This is a genomic window from Nostoc commune NIES-4072, from assembly GCF_003113895.1.
GTDB classification, from domain to species: Bacteria; Cyanobacteriota; Cyanobacteriia; order Cyanobacteriales; family Nostocaceae; genus Nostoc; species Nostoc commune.
The window spans coordinates 2,552,882-2,579,352 of sequence record NZ_BDUD01000001.1; the positions used below are offsets into that span (position 1 = coordinate 2,552,882).

Genomic DNA, 26,471 nt, shown 5'->3' on the forward strand with positions numbered 1-26,471 from the left:
TCCCCAAGTCCGAAATTTACAAATGATGCACCCTGTATATCCAAATCTACTGTAGCCTTAAGTTAATGTTGCAATTAATTATGAATTGTTATGAAACCTCCAATGGTGTTGGTGTACCTAAAGTTGAAAGAGAAAGAGCGATCGCTGCTTGAATAAATCCTTTAAATAAAGGATGAGGGCTACTGGGGCGCGATTGAAATTCTGGATGAAATTGGCAAGCAAGAAAGAATGGGTGCTTGGGTAATTCCACAATTTCAACTAAGAGTCCATCAGGAGAAGTACCACTGATTACATAGCCAGACTTTAACAACAAATCGCGGTAAGAATTGTTGAACTCATACCGATGTCGATGTCGTTCATAAATCACATCTTCTTGATAAAGCTTGAAAGCTAGTGTATCAGGAAGAACACGACAAGGATATAGCCCTAAGCGCATTGTACCCCCTAAATCGACTACTTCCTGCTGTCCTGGCAATAAATTAATTACCGGATCGGATGTATGAGGGTCAAATTCAGCACTATTAGCACCTGTTAATCCCCCTACGTGCCGGGCCCATTCTATTACAGAACATTGCATCCCCAGGCATAAACCCAAAAAGGGAATTTGGCGATCGCGGGCGTATTTAATGGCGGCAATTTTACCATCCACCCCCCGAACCCCAAAACCTCCTGGCACAACTATGCCATCGACACCTTCAAGATAAGTTTCGGGCGGTTGGGTTTCCAAATTTTCTGAATTTATCCAACGCAGGCGCAGTTTGCCATAAGTGGAAATTGCCGCATGGTTTAATGCTTCTACTACAGATAGGTAAGCATCACTTAACTGCACATATTTACCGACAATGGCAATTTCTAGCTCATGCTTGGGACTATGTAACCGTTGTACCAAGGTTTGCCACTGCGTCAAATCTGGTTTACGCTGTTCCATTTGCAGCAAGTTCAGCACTTGTTCTGCCATTCCTTCCCGTTCTAGATTCAGGGGCACTTCATAGATACTTTTGGCATCTTGGGAGGTGATGACGCATTCTTCCGGCACATCGCAAAATCCAGACAATTTCTGTTTTAATCCCTTGGGTAAGGGGCGATCGCTCCGACAAACTAAAATATCTGGTTGAATGCCAATGGATCTGAGTTCTTTAACTGAATGCTGTGTTGGCTTCGTTTTCATTTCACCCGCAGAAGCAATCCACGGTACTAGCGTTACGTGCATATACAGCACATTTTGCCTTCCTACCTCTTTGCGGAACTGGCGAATTGCTTCCAAAAACGGCAGTGATTCAATATCTCCCACCGTACCGCCAATTTCTGTAATTACGACAGATGGATTTGTACTTTTGGCAACTCGCAGAATCCGTTCTTTTATTTCATTAGTAATATGAGGGATAACCTGGACAGTGCCGCCATTGTAGTCTCCGCGCCGCTCTTTATTGATAACTGCCTGGTAAATCGAGCCAGTAGTTACACAATTTAACCGCGACATCGAAGTATCGGTAAAGCGTTCGTAATGTCCCAAGTCCAAATCTGTTTCTGCACCATCCTGGGTAACAAATACTTCCCCATGCTGAAAGGGACTCATTGTGCCAGGATCGATATTGATATAAGGGTCAAGTTTGAGAATCGACACGGAATATTCGCGCGACTTGAGCAAACGCCCTAGACTTGCTGCTACAATGCCCTTACCAATACTGGAAACTACGCCCCCAGTTACAAAAATAAACTTAGTCATACTAGTTTGAATTTTTAACAACTTCTAAAAATACATCCCGCCATTGTGCCACAGTTGTTGTGGTGTAATCTTCTGTGATTGAGCTTGTGAAAAACCTTTTAGGATTAGTAATATTAGGCTGTATTGTCACCTCCTCTGTAGCACTGGCAGAGCCATCTCTTAAAGTCGTTTTTCCCCAAACAAGCTACCAGACGAGTTCCCAAAAAATCTTCTTTCTGGGGACTGCACCACCAGATGGTCAGGTTTTGATCAATAGTAAGCCAATTACCCGCAGCAAAGCTGGTCATTTTTCCCCTAGTTTCCCCTTGCAGTTGGGGGAAAATCTTTTTACTGTGCGTCACGACAATCAAGAACTCCAGATTAAAGTGACAAGGCTTCCCACTGATCCTGAGCTACCACAGGGGTTAGCCTTTGCTAAAGATTCCCTGACTCCCGCAGTTGACATTGCCAGACTACCGGGAGAGCTAATTTGTTTTAGCGCCATCGCACCCCCTAACGCTAGCGTATCTGTCAAGTTGGCTAATCAAATTATTGCCCTTCCACCACAACCTCAACAGGCACAGCTACCAAGTAATTTGGCAGCTTTGACAGGGCAAAATCAGCCTTATGCCCAGTCTAGCGTAGGCAATTATAAAGGTTGCACCACAGTGGCAACAGCCGCCGATTTGGGACAACCTCAGTTTCAACTGACGCTCAATGGCAAGACGATAACTCAACCAGGGACTGGTAAAATTCAAATCCTTTCAAGAGCAGAGTTGCCAGTTTCTGAGGTTACAGTAGAGTCAGGCGTGGCTCGCACTGGCCCAAGCACCGATTATTCTCGACTTACACCACTGCCCAAAGGCACACGCGCAACAGTAACAGGTAGGGAAGGTGAATGGTTGCGCCTAGACTATGGCGCTTGGATTAATAGTAAAGAAACCCGCATTCTCCCTGGTGCAGTTCCGCCACAGACAATAATTCGCAGTGTCGGATACCGTCAACTCCCTGGTGCGACAGAGATAGTTTTCCCCTTACAAGTTCCCGTACCTGTGAGCGTGCAACAAAGTGAGGGTGCTTTCGCTCTCACTCTCTACAATACCACTGCCCAAACGGACATTATTCGTCTGGATGATGACCCTCTAATTTCTCGCCTAGATTGGCAACAGGAGGCTCCAGAACAAGTAAAATACACCTTTAACCTCAAAAAAGCTCAACAGTGGGGATATAAGTTAAGATACGACGGTACAACCCTGGTTTTAGCTTTGCGTCATCCGCCGAAAATTGGTAACACAAGACGCAAGCCTTTAGCTAATTTCAAGATTGTACTAGATCCAGGGCATGGAGGTAAAGAAACTGGTGCCAGTGGGCCAACTGGATATTTAGAAAAAGATTTAAATTTGGTGGTATCCAAGTTGCTGCGGGATGATTTGGTGGAGCGAGGAGCAACGGTAGTGATGACACGGGAGGACGATCGCGAACTTTCTCTAGCAGAACGTCAAGCAATTATCAGTCAAGAAGAACCTGCGATCGCTATTTCGATACATCACAATTCCTTACCCGATGATGGCGATGCCGAAAAAACTAAGGGATTCGCCGCTTTTTGGTATCAACCCCAAGCCCATAACCTGGCAATGTTTTTACAGAAGTATGTAGTTAAAAAAATCGGCAAACCTTCTTATGGTGTGTTTTGGGATAACCTGGCGCTGACACGTCCAACTGCTGCACCATCAGTGTTGCTGGAATTGGGTTTTATGAGCAATCCCGATGAATTTGAGCAGATAGTCAACCCAGAGGTACAGAAAAAAACGGCAAATGCGATCGCTCAGGGAATTACTGAGTGGTTTAGGAGTGTGAGATAAATTTTGAGGTACAACACTAGTTCTTTATGATATTTGGTGGAGTGCGATCGCTCTTTGTTCAAACTTTGTGACTTTTATAGTGCGATCGTCAAAACCATTCCTATTGTATCAATTAAGTAAAATGAAACTTCAGTAGTTCCTCAGAGGTGTCCGATCACTATGCTTGAGCGGCGCCGTCAACTTCAACAACAAATTGCTCAACTTCCAGATGACCAACTAACTTCAGGTTGAGCAATATCTAGCATTTCTTGGTTTTCAGAAAACAGTTGCATCTCCATCAGAAGTCACCAAATCACCTTCCACGCTTGAGTGTTGCTAAAAAATGGATAAAGTCGAGTTTAGAAGAAACGATTCTTCGGCTCTTGCATAATTCCTCAATAAACCTCTGTTAAATGCAAGAGCGTTGCCTCAATAACACTCCTAAACCGAAACCAAAAATTTAAGTGAGTATCAAAATTAGTGTACTAAAGTATACCGCAAGTATCAACCTTGAGGCGGATTTTAGTGCCCGAAAATAGCACTTATAGCAAATTGACAACTGAAGTTACTGAAAAAATTGATTGAAATAGTAAAAGTTATGGCAAATATAATTGGAACCAAGGGTAATGATACGCTAGTCGGCAGCGAGTTAGCGGACACGATTAATGGTCTTGCAGGCAACGATACCATCACAGCTACTAATGGCAACGACACTTTGACTGGTGGTGGCGGCAAGGATAAGTTTAAAATCGTTGACGTGTTCAACGGCACTGATACTATCACCGATTTCGGTGGCGTCGGTAAAGGAACAAACCCAACAGCAGCAGTCATTGCCGAAGTAGACACCCTAAAATTCGACGGCTATGACTTCTTTCGTGCCGAAAATTTGCTGCTTACCCAGAATGGCAACAATTTAGAAATTGCGTTTGAAGGGGTAAATGAAACCATAGTCATTCTGCAAAACTTCAAATTAGAAAACTTGGAGAACCAGAAAGCAACTGGAGCAACACCAGCGATTGGCAATATCCTGTTTAATGGGCAAACTAGTATCACCGACAGCTTTGATGTTTTTGATGCCAACTCCACCGAAACTAAGCTGGGCAGGAAAAACACGGTAACCTTCCTCAATGACCTATCCAACAAAATTACGGGTTTAGACGACTCAAATGATGTGGTTAATGGTCAGGGCGGTAATGACAAAATCGACGGCAAAAGTGGTAACGACTTGCTGCGGGGTGGTACGGGAAATGATACTCTCATTGGTGGTGCAGGGAAAGATACCCTAATTGGTGGTATGGGCAATAACTCCCTCGTTGGTGGTACTGGTGACGATGTCTTGAATGCTGAGGATTCAACAGGCAATAGTACCCTCAACGGTGGTGCTGGTAAAGATTACTTGAGTGTTGAGGGTTCAACAGGCGATAACCTGCTTTTTGGTGGAGACGGCAATGACACCTTTTCTTTGAGGGCTTCATCTACTGCCCCCTCTTTCTTAGTAACTCAAACGGTAGATGGAGGGAAAGGTGATGATTTTTTACAAGCCTATTATACCAATGCTACGGGGAGAATGACTTCGACATTCAATGCAACCACTAACATTGGTTCGATTACAGCAGGCACGAATCAGGTTAACTACAAAAATATCGAACGATTAGATATTAGAGGTACTATCTACAATGACTTGATTGTGGGGACTAATGGCAACGATTTTCTCTGTGGGGGCAGTAGTGGCAATGATCCAAGTTATGGTAATGATACAATTTTTGGCGGTGAAGGTAACGATTACTTGAGTGTTGATTATTCAACAAGCGATAACATCCTCAACGGTGGCGTTGGTAACGATCAATTGAGTGCTACCTCTTCAACAGGTAATAACCTGCTCTCTGGGGACGATGGCAATGATTTTCTCTCCACTTCTGGGACTCACATCGACTACGACGGGGGAAATACCAATGCCACCTCTGGCAATAACACCCTCAACGGTGGTGCTGGTGATGATAATTTAAGTGCTGATTATTCAACAGGCGATAACCTACTCTCTGGAGGCGATGGCAATGATTCTCTTAGTGCCTCTAGCTACCCTTCTGATAGGTACGGTTTTGACACCTCTGGCAATAACACCCTCGACGGTGGTGCTGGTGACGATACTTTAATTGCTAACTATTCAACAGGCGATAACCTGTTGTTTGGAGGCGATGGCAATGATTCTCTCTTTATCTCTAGCTACTATGACTATTCTGGAAGGTTTGATGGCGGGTTTGGCAATAACCTACTCTCTGGAGGCGATGGCAATGATTCCTTCTCTTTGGTTCTATATACTTCCCCGTCTGACTTAGTAACTCAAACAGTAGATGGAGGGACAGGTGACGATTTATTAGAAGTCTCGTATATCTATGCTACTGGGGGAATTACTTCGACATTCAATGCTGCTACTAACACTGGCTCAATTACAGCAGGCAAGAATCAGGTTAATTACAAGAATATCGAACAATTAAATATCTCAGGTACAGAATACGATGACTTAATTGTGGGGAGCAATGGTAATGATACGATAAATGCGGGCGTTAGTGGAAATGATACAATAGATGGCGGCGCTGGTGACGATTACTTATCGTTCTCTTACTATAGTGCAACCCAGAGCATCACTTCGACATTCGATGCTGCTACTAACACTGGCTCGATCACAGCAGGCACGAGTCAGGTTAGTTACAAGAATATCGAAGGATTAAATATTTATGGTACAGACTACGACGACTTGATTGTGGGGAGCAATGGCAACGATTCACTCCACGGGGGCAATAGCGGCAACGATACCATCGATGGAGGGATAGGTGACGATTTGTTGTCGTTGTATAATTATACTACTAGCGACGGAATTACTTCGGCATTCGATGCTGCTACTAACACTGGCTCGATCACAGCAGGCACGAGTCACGTTACTTATAAGAATATCGAACAATTAAATATCTCAGGTACAGAATACGATGATTCTATAGTGGGGAGCAATGGCAACGATACGATAAATGGGGCAGGTGGAAATAATACAATTTTCGGCGGTGCAGGTAAGGATTACTTGAGTGCTAACTATTCATCAGGGAATAATCTGCTCTCTGGCGACGATGGAAATGATTCTCTTAATATCTCTGGTGACTACAACGACTACCGAGGCGAGTTTTATCTTGATGCTGTTTCTGGCAATAATACCCTCAATGGTGGCACTGGTGATGATAACTTAGTTACAAACTATTCATCAGGGAATAACCTACTCTCTGGGGGCGATGGGAATGATTCTCTTAATGCCTCTGGTTCAGCCTCCTTATACTCCTCATACGGAGTTTATACTGTTTCTGGCAATAACACGCTCAACGGTGGTGCTGGTAACGATCGCTTGATTGTTGACTATTCAACAGGCGATAATCTCCTCTCTGGTGGCGATGGCAATGATTATCTTACAGCTTTTGGTGCGTCTGGTAAGAACACACTTACAGGTGGTAATGGCAATGATACCCTCACAGGTGGCAAAGGTAATGATAGTCTAATTGGAGGATCTGGTACTGACACCTTTGCTTTCAATAGTTTCAATGAAGGTATTGATACTATTTATGACTTTAACGCGACTAATGAACTGATTCAGATATCAGCTGCTGGCTTTGGTGGCGGGTTATCATCAGGTACACTTGAGACAAGTCAGTTTACCCTCGGAACATCTGCAACTAGTAGTGAAGAGCGATTTATCTACAATAGCGCTACTGGTGGATTGTTCTTTGACCTTGATGGCAGTGCGTCTGGGTCTACTCAGGTACAATTTGCACAATTATCTGCTGGATTATCAGTAACCGAAAAGAATTTTGTGGTTGTTTAATCCTTATTAGCACTCTGCTATTACCAAGCGCTACAGTTTGGGAGGTGCTATTTTTAGCATCTCTCATTCGATTGCTCAATGCAAGTCATTTTGGGTAGTTTTACGGAAACACTTTGAGCGTATATTGCTGGACTCAGTAACTCTTGCATTGTGTACAACGTATGGCAATATCAGCAAGCCCTATTTAGTGCTTTACGCTTCCCATAAGGTGTTGCGAAGTAGTATAACACTCTGCTCCGTCTTGATTTCAGTACTTCTACCCTGCTAAAACCACTTTGATTGCGGATAAAAATATATGAAATCTTATATTTTTAAAGCGTATGTATTTTAAGATATGCGGCATGGTGGGAGCGATCGCTATTTTATTGAGTAGTGGCAGTGTATTCGCTCAAGATGCAGAAAGATATATCACTGTAGGGCATGATAAATTGGGAAACAGCGTAGCTCTGGACATGGAAACTATTAAGGGCACCACATACAAACTTTACGGTATCTACGGAGATGGCGTCTTCGAGACTACCTTTGATGCCTCGTGCAAAGAATCGCGGCTTTTTCGCAATCGCATTGCGATTTACGGGCCAGAAGGACAGCTACTTGAAGAGGATAAGGAAAAAGGAGAAATCCCTTTTGTAGCAAGTTCTTCACCAGGCAAAGGAATGAAAATTGTTTGTCAAAAGATTGGTGTCAGTGGTTGGTAGGTGTTGAATATATTATGGGGAATGGGGAGTAGGGAATGGGGAATGGGGAATAAGCAATGCCTAATGCCCGATTCCCAATTCCCAGCTAAAAAATACTAAGGACAAAATAACGTGTCACGCGTATCTCGTCCTGTAATGGGATTAGTTCCCTTAGCAAGTTTGCACAATTTTTTTTGCTCATCGGAACGCAGCAGCGTATCGGTAAAATCTGCCCCGTCAATGATTGCGCCATCAAATCTGGCATTAGCAGCAAAAGCACCTTCCAACAGTGCATTTGTCAAATTTGCTCTGACTAAACGAGCTGAGTCTAAAGTGGCATTTCTCAAGTCAGCTCCTTCCAAATTCACAGACTCCAAATTTGCTGCAAAGAAACTCACACCCTGCAAATTAGCGTGGCTGAAGTTGCTCTGGCGAAGATTAGCTTTGGTAAAGCTGGAATCTGTTAAATCACGTCCTGAGAAATCAGCGTCAACCAAAATTTCTTTGTTATATTCAAGTGCCAAAGCTGTGGGAGCAAAACCGACCATTGTCGTGATGCCAACTATTCCCCAAAGGAATAAGCTGAGTATACTTGTCCAAATCTTATGGTCTGTTTTACACTTGTGCCCCAACTCAGTACGGAATGAGTTTCCCTTAGAACCTGTTATGCGTAGGCGTAGCCCGCCGCAGGCATCGCTTAACCTAGAATTCATAGAATTCATGATATTTTTAGTCAATGGCTAACCTTCCTCCATCTCATTATCCAGATATTGGTGAATTAGGAGAAGACCTAGTAGCCCAATGGTTGCAATCTACAGGTTGGATAATTCTCCATCGTCGCTTTTCTAGTCGCTGGGGAGAAATTGATATTATTGCTGAATATCATGGAGTAACTGGGAAAGAGCAGGAAAGCAAGGGAGAATACCCCACTCCCCACTCCCCACTCCCCACTCCCCATTCATTACTAGCATTTGTGGAAGTCAAAACCCGCAGTTCAGGTAGTTGGGATGCAGGGGGAAGAAGCGCAATCACCCCACAAAAGCAAGCAAAAATCTGGCGAACAGCTGGAATGTTTTTAGCCCAGTGCCCTGAGAAAGCAGATTATTCTTGTCGATTTGATGTTGCTATTGTCTACTGTCAAAGGATATCAAAAAATCTGACTGGGGTTACAGCAAGCCAGGAAGCTCTAGCTACTTCATCAGCCGCCGGATATAAGTTTAAGCTGCAAGAATACATTCTGGCAGCTTTCGACTCTTCAATTGATAATGGTTAATCGGTAATCGATAAAATATTTTGATTACCAATGACCAATAATTTTGTAATGGCGTTAAAACCAAATAGGATTACGCCAAAGTTTCTGGACAGTAGCCTAAGCCCCGGACAAATTGTTGCCGGAATGCTTCAATTTCATCTCTCTCTGGGCTACCATGAGAGACGATCGCAACCTGATAGCGACGCATTACGTCCACAGGGCACTGTCCCGCTTCCAAACTCCAAAGTGCCATCTGTACCCTCATTGGCGGTTCGTAGCTAATTCCTAATTCATTTAGAAAAGCGCGAAAGTCGCCATCTTCTTGGGGCGAGACTTGACCTTTGAGTTTGATCCTAACCACCCAGCCATCAATTTGATGAATTACGGTGACGAAAGAAACTGGTGTCTGGGGTCTAGCGTGCAGGTGTTGAACGACCCTCAGGGTTAGACTGGCATTTGCCAGATAGTACAAGTATTCCATGTTTGTTGGTGCTTGGGATCAAAGCCAATCCTACATATATATATTCGTCAATCATTGCCTATTCCCGGTAGGGTAAAAGCCCCCGTTTTTAGATGGGGAGGTTTACCCAATTTTTATGTTAATTTTTCCATGTTACCTAATAGTACCCATCTTATAGTCAAGTGATGAAACTGAACGAAAATCCCTTAAAGTTCCTTTAGAAGGAGAAGCTCAAACAAGCTTTTTTAAGAGAGTATAAATACTAAATAAACCAAAAACTAGTAGAAGCCAATTTGAAAGATACCTCTCGCCCACAAGAAAAAGATTTTGAATTAGATTGCTCGGTAGCTGGCTATGACTACGAACTACCTCCAGAACTCATTGCCCAAAACCCAGCAGTTCCTAGAGATAGCTCACGGTTACTCGTTGTTGATTCTCCAACTACGGGCATTGAAACACCACCCTTGCACCACATTTTCCATGATTTGCCTGGACTGCTGCGCTCTGGTGATTTGTTGGTTATGAACAATACAAGAGTCATTCCAGCGCGGCTTTATGGTCATAAATCCACTGGTGGTAAAATCCAGGTGTTGTTGTTGGAAGAACGGCAGTATAACTGTTGGTTAGCTTTGGTTAAGCCAGGAAAAAGCTTCAAACACGGAACGAAGATTATTTTTGAAGCAAGGCAAGCGGAGACTAGGGGTTGGGGATTAGAGATTGGGGATTGGGAAGATTCTTCCCTAGTCCCTAGTCCCCAGTCCTCAGTCTCCAGTCCCCAACTCACGGCTACAGTTCTAGAAACAGACGCAGCAACCGGGGGGCGCTTGTTGCAATTTGATGTGCCAGAGGGAAAATCTTTGATACAACTGTTAGAGGTATTTGGTGAAGTACCGCTACCACCGTACATAACTACCTCAGAAGCTGCTGATGAGCAGTATCAGACAGTTTATGCTAAACAGCCAGGAGCGATCGCAGCTCCTACGGCAGGGCTACATTTTACCCCAGAATTATTACAAAAGTTGCGCGATCGCAATATCCATCAAGCTTTTATAACGCTGCATGTTGGTGTAGGTACATTTCGTCCTGTGGAAGTGGAGGATGTAACTACCCACCAGATGCACGAAGAATGGATTGAAGTTCCCGCCGCTACAGTAGAGCAAATCCGGGCCACTAAAGCAGCTGGCGGTCGAATTATTGCTGTAGGAACAACAGCAGTACGGGCTTTAGAAGGGGCGGCTCAATCTGGGAATTTACAATCATTTTGCGGCAAAACAGACCTATTTATTTATCCCGGCTACCAATGGCGGGTGGTGGATGGTTTAATTACCAATTTTCACCTACCGCGTTCAAGTTTGCTGATGTTGGTAAGTGCGCTAATTGGCAGACAACGGTTATTGAATATATACAACGAAGCGATCGCTTTTGGATATCGCTTTTATTCATTCGGCGATGCAATGCTAATTTTGCCGTCATCTATGGGAGTTGGGAGACGCGATTAATCGCGTCTGTACAAGATTTGGGAGACGTGATTAATCACGTCTGTACAAAAGTTGGGAATTTGGAATTTTTTCTTTCGCAGTGGGTACTCTGACTTATGAGGAGCGAATAAGTAAGTATAGGTCTGCGATTTATGTCAGAAAAATCCCTATTTTCTCAGTGGTTAGATTTATTTTGCCGTGTGACATTCTGTGGCTGTTCTGCGTTTTTGGTCTTAGCTGCATCGGCAATTACTAATTTTCCTGGAAGTAAGCTGCTAGCAGAAACCGCAGTTTCTCAAAATCTCGAAGCCGCGAGCTTTTTCCAGCAAGGAGTCACGCGCTATAATCGCCAAGACTTACAGGGTGCGGAATATGCTTTTCGCCAAGCAGTGCAGCAAGATCCGAGTCTTGCAGCAGCCCGAAATTTTCTGGGTAATATATTTATGCAGCAAAATCGCCTGGATGTAGCTTTACAAGAATATGCAGAGGCGATTAAAGCTAATCCCAATTTTAGCGAAGCTTATTACAATTTAGGGTTAGTGTTGCACCAACAAGGAGAAAAAGATGCAGCAATTATAGCTTATCGCCAGAGTCTTGTGATAGATTCCACAAGGGTAGCAGCGTTGTATAATTTAGGTTTGGCGCTGTATGAACAAGGGCAGCTTGAGGATGCGATCGCAACATACCAAAAAGCAATTAATCTAGATAGTAGCAACGCCAACGCTTATTTTAACTTAGCGATCGCCTTGCAACAACAAGGTCAAATAGAGCCTGCGATCGCCAGTTATCGCCAAGCCTTGCAGCTAGATCCTAAAAATGCCACTGCATACAATAATATGGCAAATTTGCTAGCAACTCATGGTCAAGCTTCTGAGGCTATTTCTGTTTATCGGCAAGCTATTCGCCTAAATCCGAAAAATGCCTCAGCCTACTATAACTTGGGAGTCACTTTATATAATCAGGGCGACATCAAGAAAGCTAGTAGAGTCTTGAACTATGCCCATAACAAGTATCGTGAGCAAGGGAACATTGAACAAGCTGAAAAAATTGAGCAGCTAATGCAGCAAATTGCCCAGAAAATTGGCCAACAGCAGCCTCAAGCCAATCAAACACCAACTCCTTCTCAGACAGCTACTACAAGTAATTTAGTAGAAAAACTTAAGCGACAAACGCCAAATCAACCAGAAACTTCAGCCGACCCTAGCAATGTGCCTGGCTCAATTGAATTCCAGCCTACTTTAACAAGTCCCGGACAATAAAAAACTCAGAGTTAGAAATAAAAGAAGAAGTCATCCGCCAGTCCTCAGAATTCAGCATCAATTCTGGGGACTGGCGCTTTTATTTTCCTTGATAGTTAATAACTCCTAACTCTCAACTCTTAATTTTTTAAATCGGCAAACGATTAATATCTTTGTTGCAGCCAATAACTACCATTGCTGACCCACGCTCTAAACGCTTAGTAGGGTTAGGATTAATTATAAATTTACCATCCTGGCTCACTGCTAGCAAATTTAAACCGTAGCGGTTACGAAGTTGAAGCTCAGTGATTGTTTTGTCGTGAAATTCATCAGGCACAATCAACTCTACAATACTGTTATCTGGGTCTAGGTCAAACCGATCTAAGATTGCTGGTTTGGTAAGTGTACGCGCTAAGGCACAGCCCGCTTCATACTCAGGAAAAACAACATGATCTGCTCCTACTCGCCGCAACAGTTTACGGTGAACTTCACTAGAAGCTTTGGCAACTACATGGGGTACACCAGCCTCTTTCACATTTAGGGTAGTTATAATGCTTTCCTGAACGTAGTTGCCAATCGCTACAATTACTGTATCAAATTCAAAAATTCCAGCTTCTTTGAGTGCGGCTGGTTCTGTAGAGTCTAATTGCAAAGCATGACCGACTATTCCCTCAGTTAATGCTTCTGAAACTCGTTTTTCATCAATATCTGTTGCTAGCACTTGATAACCAAAATTGTGCAATGTAGAACAGACAGACCTACCAAAGCGACCTAACCCAATTACAGCAAATTGGTGGTTATCTTTACGTAAACTGCGAAAAAAACTTAATGATGACAGATTCACCTTTGTTATCCTTATTATGGCTCCCTGTATTTAGGGCAAAAAATGGTTATACCGCTTGAATTAAAAATTTTATTTTTGCCTTCTAATGTATATTTTATCAGTTTGGTCAGTAGTTATAAGTTAAGAGTATAGACGCGATTAATCGCGTCTGACAGGAGTTAGGAATTAGAAATTATTATTCTTCCTCTTCTTCCTCATCTCCCTTACTTATTATCCCACAAGTAAATTTTCTTCAGGATAGCGAATTCTGGTGGGGCGGGGATCTCCTAGTACGGCAGACATCAGTAGTAAAACACCTACTCTTCCAACGTACATCGTGACAATTAAGATGAGCTTTGCTGCTGTAGAGATAGTTCCTGTAATGCCTGTAGAAAGCCCTACAGTGGCGAAGGCTGATACTACTTCAAACAAAATTTTAATAAAATCTAATGTTGGATCTGTGAGGCTTATTAAAATTGTAGCTAAAATCACGGTCGCTACTGAACCCACTAATACACCCACAGCTTTCAAAATTAAAGATATTGCTATTTTGCGATCATACAATAAAACTTCTTCTTTTCCCTGGAGAATAGCTTTAGTACAACTGGTCAAGACCCTCAAGGTTGTTGTTTTCATGCCTCCTCCTGTACCACCTGGACTTGCACCAAGAAACATTAGCGCTATTGTAATAAATAGACCAGCGCTGGTCATTTTGCCAATATCGATGGTGTTAAAGCCAGCAGTTCTAGGAGTAACTGATTGGAACCAAGCTACTAATATCTGGTCGCGTAAATTTAGAGAACCAAATGTTTCAGTGTTTCTGATTTCTATACAGAAGAAAGCAACAAATCCTATTAGTAATAATATAACAGTTGTGCTGGTTGCAACTTTAAAATCTAGAGAAAATATTTGGATTTTAATAGTTTTTTTAAAAATGCGATCGCGCAACCAAAGGTACATTTCCAAAATTACTTGATAGCCAATTCCCCCAAAGATAATTAACATAGTGATAGTGAAGACTACTAAGAAAGATGACTGATACCCAATTAAGTTATCTTTAAATAAACTAAAACCAGCATTATTCCAAGCATTGATACTATGAAAAATTGCTAACCAAAGTCCCTTACTCCATCCATACTCAGGAACGAAAGCTGGTAGAAGTAAAAAGACACCTGTAATTTCAAAAATTAAAGTGGTGGCAATAATTGAACGGATTACTTGGGCGCTACCACTCATCCCCGGTCGGTCTAAAGCTTGTTGAATGGCTATTTTTTGCCGCATATCAAACCTACGACCAATGAGCAAAATCAGAAATGTGGTAGTTGTCATGTAGCCCAAACCGCCAATCTGAGCTAATAGCGCAATAAAGAACTGGCCCCAAAAAGAAAAATAAGTACCAGGATCAACTACTGATAAACCTGTGACACAAACTGCGGATGTCGAGGTGAATAATGCCACAATCAGGTCATTCCACGTACCATTACTAGTCGAGAACGGCATCATCAACAGAATAGTACCTACAGCGATGACAGTTAGAAAACCCAAACAAATTGTGCGAGCAACAGTCATAAATTAATTGAAAATTTCAAATTCAAAAACTCAATTATGCTAGGCATCTCGGAAACATCCGGTATGCAAACGACAGCGAAGGCAGCTTATTAAGGTAAAATCAGTAAAATTTTCCAGGGAAGAGAAACCGGAGTTTATGATCCCTGCAAACCAAAAGACCTATTTTAATTAAAAACACACATGGTAGCCTAATGTGTATGTTTTTTTAAATTCGGCTTTGTCTTAACACAGCTTTTTTCATGAGCGCAACACTTTACCAGCAAATTCAGCAATTTTACGATGCTTCCTCTGGTCTGTGGGAACAGATTTGGGGCGAACACATGCACCACGGCTATTACGGCGCTGATGGTAGCCAGAAAAAAGACCGTCGTCAGGCTCAAATTGATTTAATCGAAGAACTGCTCAATTGGGCAGGAGTACAAGCAGCAGACAATATCCTAGATGTGGGTTGTGGTATTGGCGGCAGTTCTTTATACCTTGCACAAAAGTTTAATGCTAAGGCTACAGGCATTACACTGAGTCCTGTACAAGCCGCGAGAGCAACGGAACGCGCAATGGAGGCTAATTTGAGCCTAAGAACACAGTTCCAAGTCGCAAATGCTCAAGCAATGCCCTTTGCTGACGATTCTTTTGACTTGGTTTGGTCGCTAGAAAGCGGTGAACACATGCCAGATAAAACCAAGTTTCTTCAAGAGTGCTATCGAGTATTGAAGCCTGGTGGCAAGTTAATTATGGTGACTTGGTGTCATCGCCCAACTGATGAGTCTCCACTAACGGCGGATGAGGAAAAGCATTTGCAGGATATTTACCGGGTGTATTGTTTGCCTTATGTGATTTCTTTGCCAGAGTACGAAGCGATCGCACATCAACTACCATTACATAATATCCGCACCGCCGATTGGTCAACTGCTGTTGCCCCTTTTTGGAACGTGGTGATTGATTCCGCATTAACTCCCCAAGCGTTTTGGGGCTTACTAAATGCTGGTTGGACTACCATCCAAGGGGCATTATCACTGGGATTAATGCGTCGCGGTTATGAACGTGGGTTAATTCGATTTGGCTTATTGTGCGGCAATAAGTAGAATTCCACTTTAGGAAAAAGATGTAATCTAGGAGCATTGAAGGAGATGTTCCTAGTTATGCATCATGATACTTGATAGGGGATTTGAAGCGATCGCAGCAAGTATAATCCAAAGTTTGTAAATTTTAATAATGCAGATATCGGGGAAACCTTATAAAATTAAGTTTCTTATTGTTGAATTTCTTAAATGCCACTCGAACTGCAAAACCTCACAGGCGGTTACACCACAATCCCAATTGTTCAAAACATTAACCTTACTCTACAAACAGGAGAATGGTTGAGTTTAGTTGGTGCGAATGGTTCAGGTAAATCTACTTTACTCAAATTGCTAAGTCGTATTCTTTCTCCACAGCAGGGAACAGTGCTACTTGATGGCAAAGCAATTCATTCTCAACCTCCAAATCTAGTTGCACAGAAACTTGCATTGTTACCGCAACAACAAACGCTTCCCGTTGGCTTAACTGTGCGACAATTAGTCAGCTTAGGACGCACACCACATCAATCTTGGTGGCAATGGGAATTAAACGCCGAAGATTGGGTGAGAGTGGAAACTGCAATTAAAAAGACGCAACTAGAAAAATTGAGCGATCGCTTAGTTGAAGAACTCTCTGGGGGTGAAAGGCAACGCGCTTTTTTAGCTTTAGCATTGGCGCAAGAACCAAAAGTTTTACTCTTAGATGAACCGACAACTTTCTTAGATATCAACTATCAATTACAACTATTAGAATTACTGAAAAATCTGAATCAACAGCAAGAATTAACTATTGTTACAGTTCTACACGAACTCAACCTAGCGGCACGATACAGTTCTCGCATTGCTTTATTAAAACAGGGTCATCTTTGGGGAGTTGGGAAACCTGAAGAAGTTTTGACACCAAGTGCGATCGCTCAAGTATTTGGTGTGGAATCTGTGATTATTCACACACCTGTAGGTTTACAAGTTTGTGCAATTTCGGCTGTGTCAGCATAACTCTATTACTTTGCTAACCAGAGTTTGACACCCTTTTTCTACTAAGGTTCTACATAACACAACTCTTTACTTGGTTCGTAAGGGAGTAAATCATGCAACTACATAAATTCGACAACATTCAGGAATTTTGGGACTGTACTCAGGCTTACTTACTTCAGCATCAAGTAGAAAATAATGTTTTGCTCAGTATCTTGCATACCTTGTTGCATAACCCAGAACGTTATCTGGGTAAGCCTTATTTAGCAATTGTCCAAACAAATGGTGAGATTCTGGCTGTTGCCATCCGCACCCCACCCCGAAAATTGATCTTATCCAAAGCCCAGAATATGGATACTTTGCGATTGATTGCTCAAGATTTGCGTCAAGAGCAACTCCCAGGAAGCATAGGACTGGCTAAAGAGGTAGAAATATTTTCGCAAACTTGGCAAACGCTGACAGGACAATTCTATCAACGGTCGGTGGTAATGAAAATTTACCAATTAACGGCAGTGCAAAGAGCCTCAACGGCCAGAGGATATCTCAGACTGGCAACTGAAAGCGATCGCTCTCTTTTGGTCGAGTGGCTTTCTGCATTTTTGTCTGAGATAGATGAGGCGGTGAGCGAAGATGTCGAACACCAGGTAGATAATTGGTTGAAACAGCAGAATACTTATTTTTGGGTTGATAGCACTCCAGTTTCAATTGCATCTAGTAAACAAGTGTTACCTACAATTGGTCGGATCAATTTAGCTTATACACCACCAGAGTATCGTCGCAAAGGATATGCTACTGCCTGTGTCGCAGCGTTAAGCCAAAAACTGCTAGACCAAGGATGCCGCCATTGTTTCCTCATAGCAGATTTAGCCAATCCCACAGCCAATCATATTTATCAAGCGATTGGGTATTACCCCCTAAGCGATTGGCACGAATACTCATTCAGCTCAAATGAGTAAGCATAATAAAGCGATCGCTCCAATTAAATTACTTTCTATGCAAAAATATGTAAACTGCGATCGCACCTCCATATCCTAAAACATCAGGATAAGCGCATTTCATAATAGGGTATCCAAGTGGGGAAATAACCAGAGGACTGAACACTCATCCTAAGACTTGGTTTCTTGTGTCTGCGCGTCAATAATTACACTCCAGTCATCATTTGTCACAGCAGCTTCAAGTTGACGCTGACGTTCGGCTATAGTCGCATCTATTGTTTCTGACTCTTTAGAGAGGGTTGTGTCAGCCATTGCTTTCCGCAGTTTTAGCTTTTTCTCTTCGTAAGCTTGACGTTCCGCCTCTGACATTACCGCCTTTGCAGCTTCACCTACCGTACTAGCCCACATTTCGCCATCAGTTGCATTACCAGGTGGTGTACTTTCGAGTTCTGCTATCCACGCATCTCGCAAATCTTCCATTTCTTGACGCTTGGGGAACTTGAACGCTTGCACACGTAGAAAAGCACATTTTTGCTGACCATTTTGGCTGACATGACTGTTTAGGGAAAGCAACACATTCCGAGAATAGCCAATGTACTGCGTAGTGCGTTCTGCGTCTAATACTGCGTAAACACCTGCAATTTTAGCGTTCTGAGCAGATGCACTCCAAGCCTCAAGGTTAACGATTTCAGTACCATCGTTTGCCAGTTCAGGGGTTATACTCACCTCAGTAGCGGTGTGTTCGTCGTCAGAACTATACAAAAATTCATGTAGTCCACGGTGGTTTATGGGGACATTTTGATGTTCAATTGGCGGGTTGTGTTGAGTTTCCATCGCAGTTTATCTCCAAGTTATTAATTAGTGCTACGCAAATATATGCCTTTAAAATATTGAAGCTTAAATCTACTCACATTCCCAAATTATTGCTGACAAACTGAAAACAACTATTAGACCTTATATGAATCAATTAACACCTAAAGATTGGATATTCATCAAACAGCGATTGACCCCTTATTTATTTTTATTACCCGCTTTAGTTCTTTTGGCGTTAACAGTCTTTTGGCCTGCACTGCAAGCGTTTTACCTTAGCTTTACCAGCTATGAAGATATTGCCCAGCCGCCACAATGGATAGGTTTTGCCAACTTCCTCAAGCTTTGGAAGGATGCAGTTTTTTGGAAAACCTTGGAAAACACTTTTTTATATCTTGTGGGTGTAGTCCCAATTTTAGTAATTGCTCCCCTAGTACTGGCAATTTTGGTAAATCAGAAACTGCGGGCGATGAATTGGTTTAGAGCAGCATACTACACCCCAGTGGTAATTTCAATGGTGGTTGCCGGAATAGCTTGGAAATGGCTGTATGCAGAAAACGGATTATTGAATCAGTTGTTGAAAGCTTTGGGTCTTTTTCCAGAAGGAATTCCTTGGTTAACTAGCCCAGAAAAAATTTTTGGTATTGTACCAATTTCTCTTGCCAGTGTCATGGCTGTCACCGTGTGGAAGGGTCTAGGCTACTACATGGTGATTTATTTAGCAGGATTGCAATCAATTCCTGCTGATGTTTACGAAGCTGCTGCGATCGATGGTTCTGATGGTATCAGCAAACATTGGGATATCACCATACCTTTGATGAAGCCGTATTTAGCACTAGTGGCGGTGATTTCGGCTATTTCTGCCACCAAAGTTTTTGAAGAAGTATACATTATGACCCAAGGAGGCCCACTCAGTAGCTCAAAAACGATTGTTTATTATCTATATGAGCAAGCTTTTGGTAACTTAGAAATCAGCTATGCTTGCACAATTGGTTTAGTGCTATTTTTGATAATTTTAGGATTATCAATTTTGCGATTAGTTATCAATCAGGAGAGAGCTGATAATATCACAATTTGATATTGCTCTATCAGCCATGATCATCTTAAAATATTTAAATATCGAGAGTTCATGAAAACAGACACAATTTTTTATACATTATTTCAAACTCTTCCAGGTGTCTTATTTGAACTTTTGGAACAATCTCAAGCTCTAGCGTTGCACTACCAATTTACCTCGGTAGAAATCAAAGAACTAGCACGCCGTATCGATGGTTTATTCCTACCAAAACCTGATTTTCCAGAAGACCAAATCTATTTCGTTGAGGTACAGTTTCAGCGCGATGATGATATTTATTGGCGAATAATAACAGAAGCTTTCCTGTATATAAATCAATATAAACCTCAACGTCGTTGGCAAGCGGTATTACTTTTTGCTCAACGCAGTCTCGACCCAGGCGTGCCATTTATTTATCAAACATCATTAGCTCAACAGCAAATTCGGATAATTTATTTAGACGAGTTAGATGATGTCCCATCGTCTTCGATTGGGCTAGGTGTGATTAAGTTAGTAGTTGCAACAGAAGATAAAGCCGTACAGCAAGCGAAAAACTTGATAAATCAAGTACAGCAAACAGATGAAGCTAACCGTAGCAATCTCTTAGAATTAGTAGAGAGAATGCTTATCTATAAATTTGTAAACAAAACTCAGCAGGAGTTGGAAGCCATGTTTGGATTAACTGATTGGAGACAAACTAAATTTTACCAGGAAGTTAAGGAAGAGACAAAGCAGGAAGTAAAAGAGGAGGTTCGAGAAGAAACAAAGCTGGAGACTATACCCCGCTTGCTTAAGTTTGGTTTAAGTATAGAGCAAATCGCCCAAGCATTAGAATTGAATGTTGAACAGGTAAGACAAGCTATTGATAAACAAGGAGAAGAGGAAACAGAAAGTAATTCGTAATTTCAAATTTAAGAGATTTCTTTAAAACCGTGTTTGATACTCCACTACTGCACGGCTATCATCGGCTAAATTAGTGGAAGCACGCACACGAAACTTATCGTTTATCCGATAATTAACACCCCACTGGAATGGGTCATTTGTTGTCAAAATCTTGATGCTGGAAACCGAGATTTTTGAAGAAATATCAACCCCAGCCTCGGCTGCTAATTCTAAAGTTGAACTGCTCCTTCCAGCTTCAGGATTATCAGAAATAACGGTGGGAAATATCCGCAGTTCACTTAAGCCAAAGGTACTCCCTATCTGGTTAAAAGCTGACTGAAAATTGTTGAACACAGCCGAACCTGCGATGTTAATCAAACCCAAAGTACTGTCACCTCGTCCTTGGGTGTCTACAAACCCACCTCCTAAAAGAGCCACAATTTCGGTTTGACTACGTGACGGACTACTTGTCAGTTCTAGATTTTCATTCAGTTTGCTGGCTAGACCGTTGATAGTGGCTTCGACTCGAACACTCTCTAAGGCTGATAAACCTGTGGTATTTGCCCGGCTGAAATCATTACTTTGAGTTACGTCCAATACCTTGGCATATAGCCGAATATCTAAGTTGGGATCGCGGGGTTGAGAGGGACTAAAAGTTGCGGTGTGTGTATAGCCACGAGCAAGGTTAAATTGGGTAGTAAATAAATTTACTCCACCTTGTTCTAATCGGATAGTACCATCGGGTATTGGCTGATTGATTGAGCCGTTAACTATGAGATTACCAGTTGCACGGAAACTGAGAATAGGCGGACGGGTAATTTCGACGTTTTTACCAAGTTCTAAATCTAAATTATTAAATCTAGGGATACCTACTGGCAAGGCCGTCGGCGACGCCTTTCGTGTTCCATTCCCAATTTCAGGTTTACTCTGCTTATCGGCTTTTGTGGGTGCTACGCCAAAACCACTATTTGTAGATGAAGTGGTGTCGGTAGATTCTGCCAGTAATACCTGACCATCAAATAAATTTACTTTACCGCCAATTACTGGGTTAAGGGCAGAACCAGTAATCTGTAAATTGCCGCTAGCGCCACCCAAGTAAAGTCCTTTCAGATTTAACGTTAGCTGATCGAGATTAACAGTCAGGGGATTGTTGATACTGTTGTCATTGTTGAAAATGGGTATTTCTCCAGCAGCTTCTACCTTGCCACGGCTAAATCTACCCTGAAGATTTTCTACTAAAATGGTGTCAAAATTAAACAGCACTCTACCTGTAACACGTCTCAGTTTACCTGGCAAAGCCTGGGCTGAAAAAGTAGCATTATTAATACTAGCAATTCCATTTACTTCGGGTTTTTGCAATGTTCCGCGTACTTTGAGGTCTACTTCTCCTCCACCTTTCTCAAATACTACTTGATTAGTCAATGCGTTTAACAGCAATAATCCCTCGTTTTCTAACTTCATGTCTAAATTGATTTGATCGCTGTCTGGTGCAACGGTTGCAAAAGGCAATTTATAAGGGATGCTACCAGTAATATCAACAGGTTTTGGCCCAGCAACTGCTACTGTACTACCAAAGTTTAAGCGTCCGTTGGCATAGCTGAAACTTGCGATCGCTGAGTCTATTTTATTTTGATTCAATAATCCCTCTGTAATTTCTAATTCTCCTCTAGCTTGGGGATTAGCAATGCTGCCTGCTAAAGCTGCTGTACCGTTAAGATTACCTCTGATTCCAACTGGCAGTTTGACAAAATTATTCAGTACTTGTGCTGGCAAATTATTCACCCGCAACTGGCCAGATTGTTCATCACCACCAACGTTACCCGTGAAGGCAATCAACCTGTTTGCAGATTCAAGCCGTAAAGGTCGCAAACTCAAAACACCGTTTTCAAAGTTGCCTTCGGCAATCACTTTTTCGGCAGTATAATAACGATTTCGTTCTTCCTTTTTACCCCAGGCAAAGTCTTGTCCATTCAAATTAAAATCTACTGATAATCCATTAACTGTAGCTGTATTTACAGCCACTTCCCCGTTGAAAGTCCCCTTTAAGTCTGCCAAATCTGGTATGGGAGTGGAATTAAGTCGCTGTTCTTCCTGTTGCTCTACCAAAGCTTCTATTTCAGAAAACCGTTGGATTTGGGTTAACAAAGGTTGATTTGGCGCTCCTTGGGGAGTGGTGGTTAGATCCTCTGCTGTGCCGTAGATTTCTGCTGAACCACCAGGCAAGTTTTGTAAATCAAATATCTGCGCTACCGTTAGAACATCTTGAATCTCTCCCTGGTTGACGTTCAGTTTACCTTGTAGTTGAGAGCCTTTAGGGCTTTGAGCAAAACTACCGACAAAGGCGTAGCTACTTTTACCTTTGACAAATTCGCTACTGGTAAGTGTGCCTTTTCCATCACTGTAGCGGAATTGAGCAGCTAAACGATCGCCTTTAAGCCGGCCAATTTGCGGATTAGCGATCGCTAAATTCCCCGTTGCTGCCAATGTCTCCTGATTAAATAGCAAATCTCCAGTTAACAACCCAGCTATCTTACCAGTACCCAATCTAGTAATTGCTGGTGGAGTCAAATTCAATATTTGTAAGGGGAAATTTGCAAGTTTCAGCGCCCAATCATTCCCTTGAGCATTACCTGTAGCTGATGCTTGCTGCCATTTTACTAAGAAGGATTTCGGGCGATTGTTGGCATCTAAATTGAAGGCCAGGCGATCGCTATTACCCGCCAAGTTCAAATTTAACCCGCGTCCCTGTGCTGAATCGATGTTTCCAGTTAACAACGGTTCAAAAGCAATATTTTGAACAACTAAGTCTCGTAAATTAATTTGCCCTACCACATTTGGCAAAGGCAGCTTACCAGTGATTTGTCCATTAAAATCAACTCTTCCCGCCACAGCAACCTGATTAGGAAGATTGATCGGTAACTGTTTTAAGTTGTAATTCTGGGCTTGCACGTTGAGATTTAATGCAGTAATTTCCGGTATACCTGCCTTTCTTGCATTGGCTAATATGTTACCAGTAACACTTAAACCGGGAGCAGTTGCTCGTTCAATGGTCAGCCTTTCACCACTCCAAGCGATCGCAGCACTCAAGGGTCGCTCAAGACCAGGAATACCTTGGGATAATTGCACCTGTCCAGCAGCACGTACATCAGCTAATTTGGATGACCCAAACTTGCCAGCTAATTGCAACTGACCGCCAAATTGACCCCGCAATTGCTGATTTAACCGATTTAATTCTACATCCGAAGCATTAACTACAGCTTGATAGCGACCATTAGCCAACTGGATATTAGAAACTGCGATCGTTCCACCTGCAAGATTCACCCGTCCTTGACCACTAGCTTGAATAGTTTGTGGTTGGAAGGACTCAACGGAACCCGCCACGTTTGCTTGACCAGTTAACGTCCCTCTCAACTGCGGTGGTACTGCTGCTAACTGCTGCAACGGGACATTATTTGCTTGAACTTGCGCCTGATATGCACCATTAGCCAATTGGATATTAGATGCTGTAATAATCCCACGCGCAACATTTATCTGTGCTTGACCGTTGGCTTGAATAGTTTGCAGCTTAAAAGAATCAACAGAACCCGCGACGTTGAATTGACCAGTTAACGCTCCTTGAAACTGCGGTGGTACTGCTGCCAACTGCTGCACAGGTACATTATTTGCTTGAACTTGCGCCTGATATAAACCATTCGCCACTTGAATATTAGAGGCTGTAACCGTACCACCGCCAATAGCAAGACGACCCTCACCACTGCCACGGAGGGTTTTTAGGCTGAAATTATCTCTGTTGCCTGCGATTTGGAACGTACCCGCCAATGGGTTATTTAAAGCTGGGGGAGACTGTTTTAATATTTCTCCCAACCGCACACCATTAGCTACGAGTTGAGCAGAGAAGCTTTGGTCTTGTAATTGGACATTAGAAACTGCAACTGTGCCGCCACCAATTTGAACTCCTGCTCCATCAGTGCGAATCGTAGCAATTTTAAATGGTGCTGTGCTGCCTGAGAGAATGAGACGACCATTAAACTGTGCTTCCCCCAAAGAGACATTTTGCAGTTGACTTTTGTCTACAAAGGGTTGCAATTTTACCCCGGAAGCAACAGCCACAGCTTGCCAACGCTGATTGGCGTAACTACCAGTTGCCCGAACTGTACCACCACTTACATTCAGAGCTACATTTCGGAAAGAGACGTTACGATTTGGAGCGATGCCTGCGGCAACTCCAGAGGAGAACGCAACTTCACCTGTTCCTGGGTAAGTCCCGTTAGGAGCTTGGTATTGTACCGCAGTTTGGACATTGGTGGGAGGGCCAGTTAGTTGAGCAGTACCAGAGACATTGCCGATTTGAAAGTTGGGTGTTATGTCATAAACTTTTGCGATCGCATCCCCTGGAACATTCTTTGCAGCGAAATTTATATCCAGTTGCGGATTTTTACCGAGTTGAATTGTCCCAGCCCCTGTAATATCACCACCAACTTTAGCTTTACCTTGAATATCTTTTAGGGTAATTAAAGAGGAACTAGTCGCAAGTTCAAACTTACTACTGATGGTATTAAAATCAACTTTATCAATCTGAGCAGTTTGAATAGTGGTAACTGTGCCTGAGAGAATTGGTTGGGTAGTCGATCCGGTAATCTGCAAATCAGCTTTTACTTGTCCAGCGATCGGCACAGGTAGTTTTACCTTAAGAGTCTCTTGGGCATTAACCAAACTCACCGCATTTACCCGCGCTGCCAAGTTAAAACCTGCTTGATTGTCGATGATTCCCGTAGCCACTAGGGGAATTTTGCCGTAGTTGCTAGTAACATTGTTTAACTGCAACTCCGTTCCCTGGAAGCGGAGATTTCCTTGGCTATTGCTCAACAGTTGTGGGACTTTGGGCACTTGAACTGTTACGCCTTGCACAGTAGCGTTGCCATACAATAAAGTCCGTTGTCCTGGTGCTAACCTAACTAACAAGTCGCCATTGGCTCGACCCGCCTGTAAGCTCACTGGTAACTTAATTAATCGAGAAATATCCGCAGCCAGGAAGTTTTGCGATCGCACTTGAAAGTTCCCTGCTAGCACCCTAGAACGCGTCTCTCCCTGAATAGAAATACTGCCACCACTGTCTGCTAGCCCTCCCACATCAAACCTAATGAACTGGTTATTTGCTAAAAGTTGTGCAGAACCGTTGATTTGAGAAAATGTTACGGCAGATAAGGGAGATGAGGCAGAGGGGGGCAACTCTTCCCCCCTGCTCCCTGCTCCCTGCTCCCTTGCTTCTTCCCCTACTCCCCCTGCCCTCTTCTGCGGCATCAAAGCCAGCTTGGCATTGCGAAACCACAATTTGTCCAAATCGGTTTTAATAGCGGCGCCTTCACGCGATGGCGCTATATTAGTGGAAACCCAGCGTCCTTGTTTATCCTGTTCAATATAAATATCTGGGTTGACTAAGGTAACATCTAGCTTTAAATGGCGGTTAAAGATTAGTTGTAAAGGGTCAAAACTCACCTCTACAGCTTCGACTATGGCCCGATCTGGATCTGTGGATGTGGCTGGGATAGCTGAAGCTCCAAATTGCACTCCCGTTAACGAAAATTGTGTGACTTTTCCCAGTTTTACCGGACGGTTGAGTGTAGTAGTGAGATTTTGTTGTGCTAAGGGTGTTAACTCTGTTTGGACAAAAGTCCATAATCGACAAATACCGACAATAACTCCTAACAGCAAAAGTCCGCCCAAAGCAATGCTACCCCGACTTAACACCAGCAACCATAGACGCTTGCGGATAGGACACGGTGAGGGAATATCTTGATTGGGAGATTTAGTCATTTGCTTTTACATTATTAATTGCCAGATGTCGCTGGCACACACAA

General features: G+C 42.8%; 18 protein-coding genes. 11 read left to right on the forward strand and 7 right to left on the reverse strand.

The window, feature by feature from the left end; translation table 11 throughout:
• Nucleotides 1-88: 88 nt before the first annotated feature.
• Nucleotides 89-1,726 (reverse strand): CTP synthase, encoded by a 1,638-nt coding sequence (gene pyrG, locus CDC33_RS11300; protein ID WP_109008563.1) that lies wholly within the window; start codon nucleotides 1,724-1,726, stop codon nucleotides 89-91.
• A gap of 86 nt (nucleotides 1,727-1,812) precedes the next feature.
• On the opposite strand from pyrG, the gene CDC33_RS11305 reads away from it, so the two are divergent.
• From CDC33_RS11305 to CDC33_RS11315, 3 genes are all read left to right on the forward strand, one after another.
• A complete protein-coding gene (locus tag CDC33_RS11305) occupies nucleotides 1,813-3,567 on the forward strand; it encodes an N-acetylmuramoyl-L-alanine amidase family protein (protein WP_109012539.1) in 1,755 nt (584 codons plus the stop codon).
• 577 nt (nucleotides 3,568-4,144) lie between these two features.
• Nucleotides 4,145-7,408 carry a beta strand repeat-containing protein gene (locus tag CDC33_RS11310; RefSeq protein WP_109008564.1) on the forward strand — a complete coding sequence of 1,088 codons (3,264 nt, stop codon included), beginning with the start codon at nucleotides 4,145-4,147 and terminating at the stop codon, nucleotides 7,406-7,408.
• A 320-nt stretch (nucleotides 7,409-7,728) separates the two neighbouring features.
• Entirely contained in the window at nucleotides 7,729-8,106 is a 378-nt protein-coding gene (locus tag CDC33_RS11315) for a hypothetical protein (RefSeq protein WP_146195803.1), read from the forward strand.
• A gap of 95 nt (nucleotides 8,107-8,201) precedes the next feature.
• On the opposite strand, the gene CDC33_RS11320 is transcribed toward CDC33_RS11315, so the two are convergent.
• A complete protein-coding gene (locus CDC33_RS11320; RefSeq protein WP_109008566.1) occupies nucleotides 8,202-8,798 on the reverse strand; it encodes a pentapeptide repeat-containing protein in 597 nt (198 codons plus the stop codon).
• 23 nt (nucleotides 8,799-8,821) lie between these two features.
• Between CDC33_RS11320 and CDC33_RS11325 the strand changes: the two genes are divergently transcribed.
• Nucleotides 8,822-9,358 carry a YraN family protein gene (locus tag CDC33_RS11325; protein WP_109008567.1) on the forward strand — a complete coding sequence of 179 codons (537 nt, stop codon included), beginning with the start codon at nucleotides 8,822-8,824 and terminating at the stop codon, nucleotides 9,356-9,358.
• Nucleotides 9,359-9,428: 70 nt separating this feature from the next.
• On the opposite strand, the gene CDC33_RS11330 is transcribed toward CDC33_RS11325, so the two are convergent.
• The gene (locus tag CDC33_RS11330; protein ID WP_012412259.1) at nucleotides 9,429-9,818 is read right to left on the reverse strand and encodes a hypothetical protein; all 390 of its coding nucleotides are present in this window, start codon (nucleotides 9,816-9,818) and stop codon (nucleotides 9,429-9,431) included.
• A gap of 272 nt (nucleotides 9,819-10,090) precedes the next feature.
• Here CDC33_RS11330 and queA point away from each other — a divergent pair, with 272 nt between their 5' ends.
• Both queA and CDC33_RS11340 read left to right on the forward strand, forming a co-directional pair.
• Entirely contained in the window at nucleotides 10,091-11,296 is a 1,206-nt protein-coding gene (queA, locus tag CDC33_RS11335; RefSeq protein ID WP_244919199.1) for a tRNA preQ1(34) S-adenosylmethionine ribosyltransferase-isomerase QueA, read from the forward strand.
• Between the two features lie 131 nt (nucleotides 11,297-11,427).
• Nucleotides 11,428-12,534, forward strand: coding sequence for a tetratricopeptide repeat protein (locus CDC33_RS11340; RefSeq protein ID WP_109008569.1), 1,107 nt, complete (start codon nucleotides 11,428-11,430; stop codon nucleotides 12,532-12,534).
• 127 nt (nucleotides 12,535-12,661) lie between these two features.
• On the opposite strand, the gene CDC33_RS11345 is transcribed toward CDC33_RS11340, so the two are convergent.
• Both CDC33_RS11345 and CDC33_RS11350 read right to left on the reverse strand, forming a co-directional pair.
• Nucleotides 12,662-13,357 carry a potassium channel family protein gene (locus CDC33_RS11345; protein WP_109008570.1) on the reverse strand — a complete coding sequence of 232 codons (696 nt, stop codon included), beginning with the start codon at nucleotides 13,355-13,357 and terminating at the stop codon, nucleotides 12,662-12,664.
• Between the two features lie 210 nt (nucleotides 13,358-13,567).
• Nucleotides 13,568-14,905: a TrkH family potassium uptake protein gene (locus CDC33_RS11350; protein WP_109008571.1), complete on the reverse strand. Its 1,338-nt coding sequence runs from the start codon at nucleotides 14,903-14,905 to the stop codon at nucleotides 13,568-13,570.
• 239 nt (nucleotides 14,906-15,144) lie between these two features.
• On the opposite strand from CDC33_RS11350, the gene CDC33_RS11355 reads away from it, so the two are divergent.
• From CDC33_RS11355 to CDC33_RS11365, 3 genes are all read left to right on the forward strand, one after another.
• On the forward strand, nucleotides 15,145-15,987 hold the full coding sequence (locus CDC33_RS11355; RefSeq protein ID WP_109008572.1) for a methyltransferase domain-containing protein: 843 nt from the start codon (nucleotides 15,145-15,147) through the stop codon (nucleotides 15,985-15,987).
• 186 nt (nucleotides 15,988-16,173) lie between these two features.
• Entirely contained in the window at nucleotides 16,174-16,956 is a 783-nt protein-coding gene (locus tag CDC33_RS11360; RefSeq protein ID WP_109008573.1) for an ABC transporter ATP-binding protein, read from the forward strand.
• Nucleotides 16,957-17,048: 92 nt separating this feature from the next.
• Nucleotides 17,049-17,888 carry a GNAT family N-acetyltransferase gene (locus tag CDC33_RS11365; RefSeq protein ID WP_109008574.1) on the forward strand — a complete coding sequence of 280 codons (840 nt, stop codon included), beginning with the start codon at nucleotides 17,049-17,051 and terminating at the stop codon, nucleotides 17,886-17,888.
• Between the two features lie 150 nt (nucleotides 17,889-18,038).
• Here the strand turns inward: CDC33_RS11365 and CDC33_RS11370 are convergent, their stop codons facing one another.
• The gene (locus CDC33_RS11370; RefSeq protein WP_109008575.1) at nucleotides 18,039-18,701 is read right to left on the reverse strand and encodes a GIY-YIG nuclease family protein; all 663 of its coding nucleotides are present in this window, start codon (nucleotides 18,699-18,701) and stop codon (nucleotides 18,039-18,041) included.
• A 124-nt stretch (nucleotides 18,702-18,825) separates the two neighbouring features.
• Here CDC33_RS11370 and CDC33_RS11375 point away from each other — a divergent pair, with 124 nt between their 5' ends.
• Both CDC33_RS11375 and CDC33_RS11380 read left to right on the forward strand, forming a co-directional pair.
• Entirely contained in the window at nucleotides 18,826-19,755 is a 930-nt protein-coding gene (locus tag CDC33_RS11375; protein WP_109008576.1) for a carbohydrate ABC transporter permease, read from the forward strand.
• Nucleotides 19,756-19,806: 51 nt separating this feature from the next.
• Entirely contained in the window at nucleotides 19,807-20,634 is an 828-nt protein-coding gene (locus CDC33_RS11380; protein WP_109008577.1) for an Rpn family recombination-promoting nuclease/putative transposase, read from the forward strand.
• A gap of 21 nt (nucleotides 20,635-20,655) precedes the next feature.
• Here the strand turns inward: CDC33_RS11380 and CDC33_RS11385 are convergent, their stop codons facing one another.
• A complete protein-coding gene (locus tag CDC33_RS11385) occupies nucleotides 20,656-26,427 on the reverse strand; it encodes a translocation/assembly module TamB domain-containing protein (RefSeq protein WP_109008578.1) in 5,772 nt (1,923 codons plus the stop codon).
• Nucleotides 26,428-26,471: the final 44 nt, after the last annotated feature.

Excerpts from the sequence above, each read along its gene's own strand:
- pyrG (WP_109008563.1), bottom strand. The coding sequence starts at position 1,726 with ATGACTAAGTTTATTTTTGTAACTGGGGGCGTAGTTTCCAGTATTGGT.
- CDC33_RS11310 (WP_109008564.1), top strand. The coding sequence starts at position 4,145 with ATGGCAAATATAATTGGAACCAAGGGTAATGATACGCTAGTCGGCAGC.
- CDC33_RS11315 (WP_146195803.1), top strand. The coding sequence starts at position 7,729 with ATGTATTTTAAGATATGCGGCATGGTGGGAGCGATCGCTATTTTATTG.
- CDC33_RS11320 (WP_109008566.1), bottom strand. The coding sequence starts at position 8,798 with ATGAATTCTAGGTTAAGCGATGCCTGCGGCGGGCTACGCCTACGCATA.
- CDC33_RS11325 (WP_109008567.1), top strand. The coding sequence starts at position 8,822 with ATGGCTAACCTTCCTCCATCTCATTATCCAGATATTGGTGAATTAGGA.
- CDC33_RS11330 (WP_012412259.1), bottom strand. The coding sequence starts at position 9,818 with ATGGAATACTTGTACTATCTGGCAAATGCCAGTCTAACCCTGAGGGTC.
- CDC33_RS11340 (WP_109008569.1), top strand. The coding sequence starts at position 11,428 with ATGTCAGAAAAATCCCTATTTTCTCAGTGGTTAGATTTATTTTGCCGT.
- CDC33_RS11350 (WP_109008571.1), bottom strand. The coding sequence starts at position 14,905 with ATGACTGTTGCTCGCACAATTTGTTTGGGTTTTCTAACTGTCATCGCT.
- CDC33_RS11355 (WP_109008572.1), top strand. The coding sequence starts at position 15,145 with ATGAGCGCAACACTTTACCAGCAAATTCAGCAATTTTACGATGCTTCC.
- CDC33_RS11360 (WP_109008573.1), top strand. The coding sequence starts at position 16,174 with ATGCCACTCGAACTGCAAAACCTCACAGGCGGTTACACCACAATCCCA.
- CDC33_RS11365 (WP_109008574.1), top strand. The coding sequence starts at position 17,049 with ATGCAACTACATAAATTCGACAACATTCAGGAATTTTGGGACTGTACT.
- CDC33_RS11370 (WP_109008575.1), bottom strand. The coding sequence starts at position 18,701 with ATGGAAACTCAACACAACCCGCCAATTGAACATCAAAATGTCCCCATA.
- CDC33_RS11375 (WP_109008576.1), top strand. The coding sequence starts at position 18,826 with ATGAATCAATTAACACCTAAAGATTGGATATTCATCAAACAGCGATTG.
- CDC33_RS11380 (WP_109008577.1), top strand. The coding sequence starts at position 19,807 with ATGAAAACAGACACAATTTTTTATACATTATTTCAAACTCTTCCAGGT.
- CDC33_RS11385 (WP_109008578.1), bottom strand. The coding sequence starts at position 26,427 with ATGACTAAATCTCCCAATCAAGATATTCCCTCACCGTGTCCTATCCGC.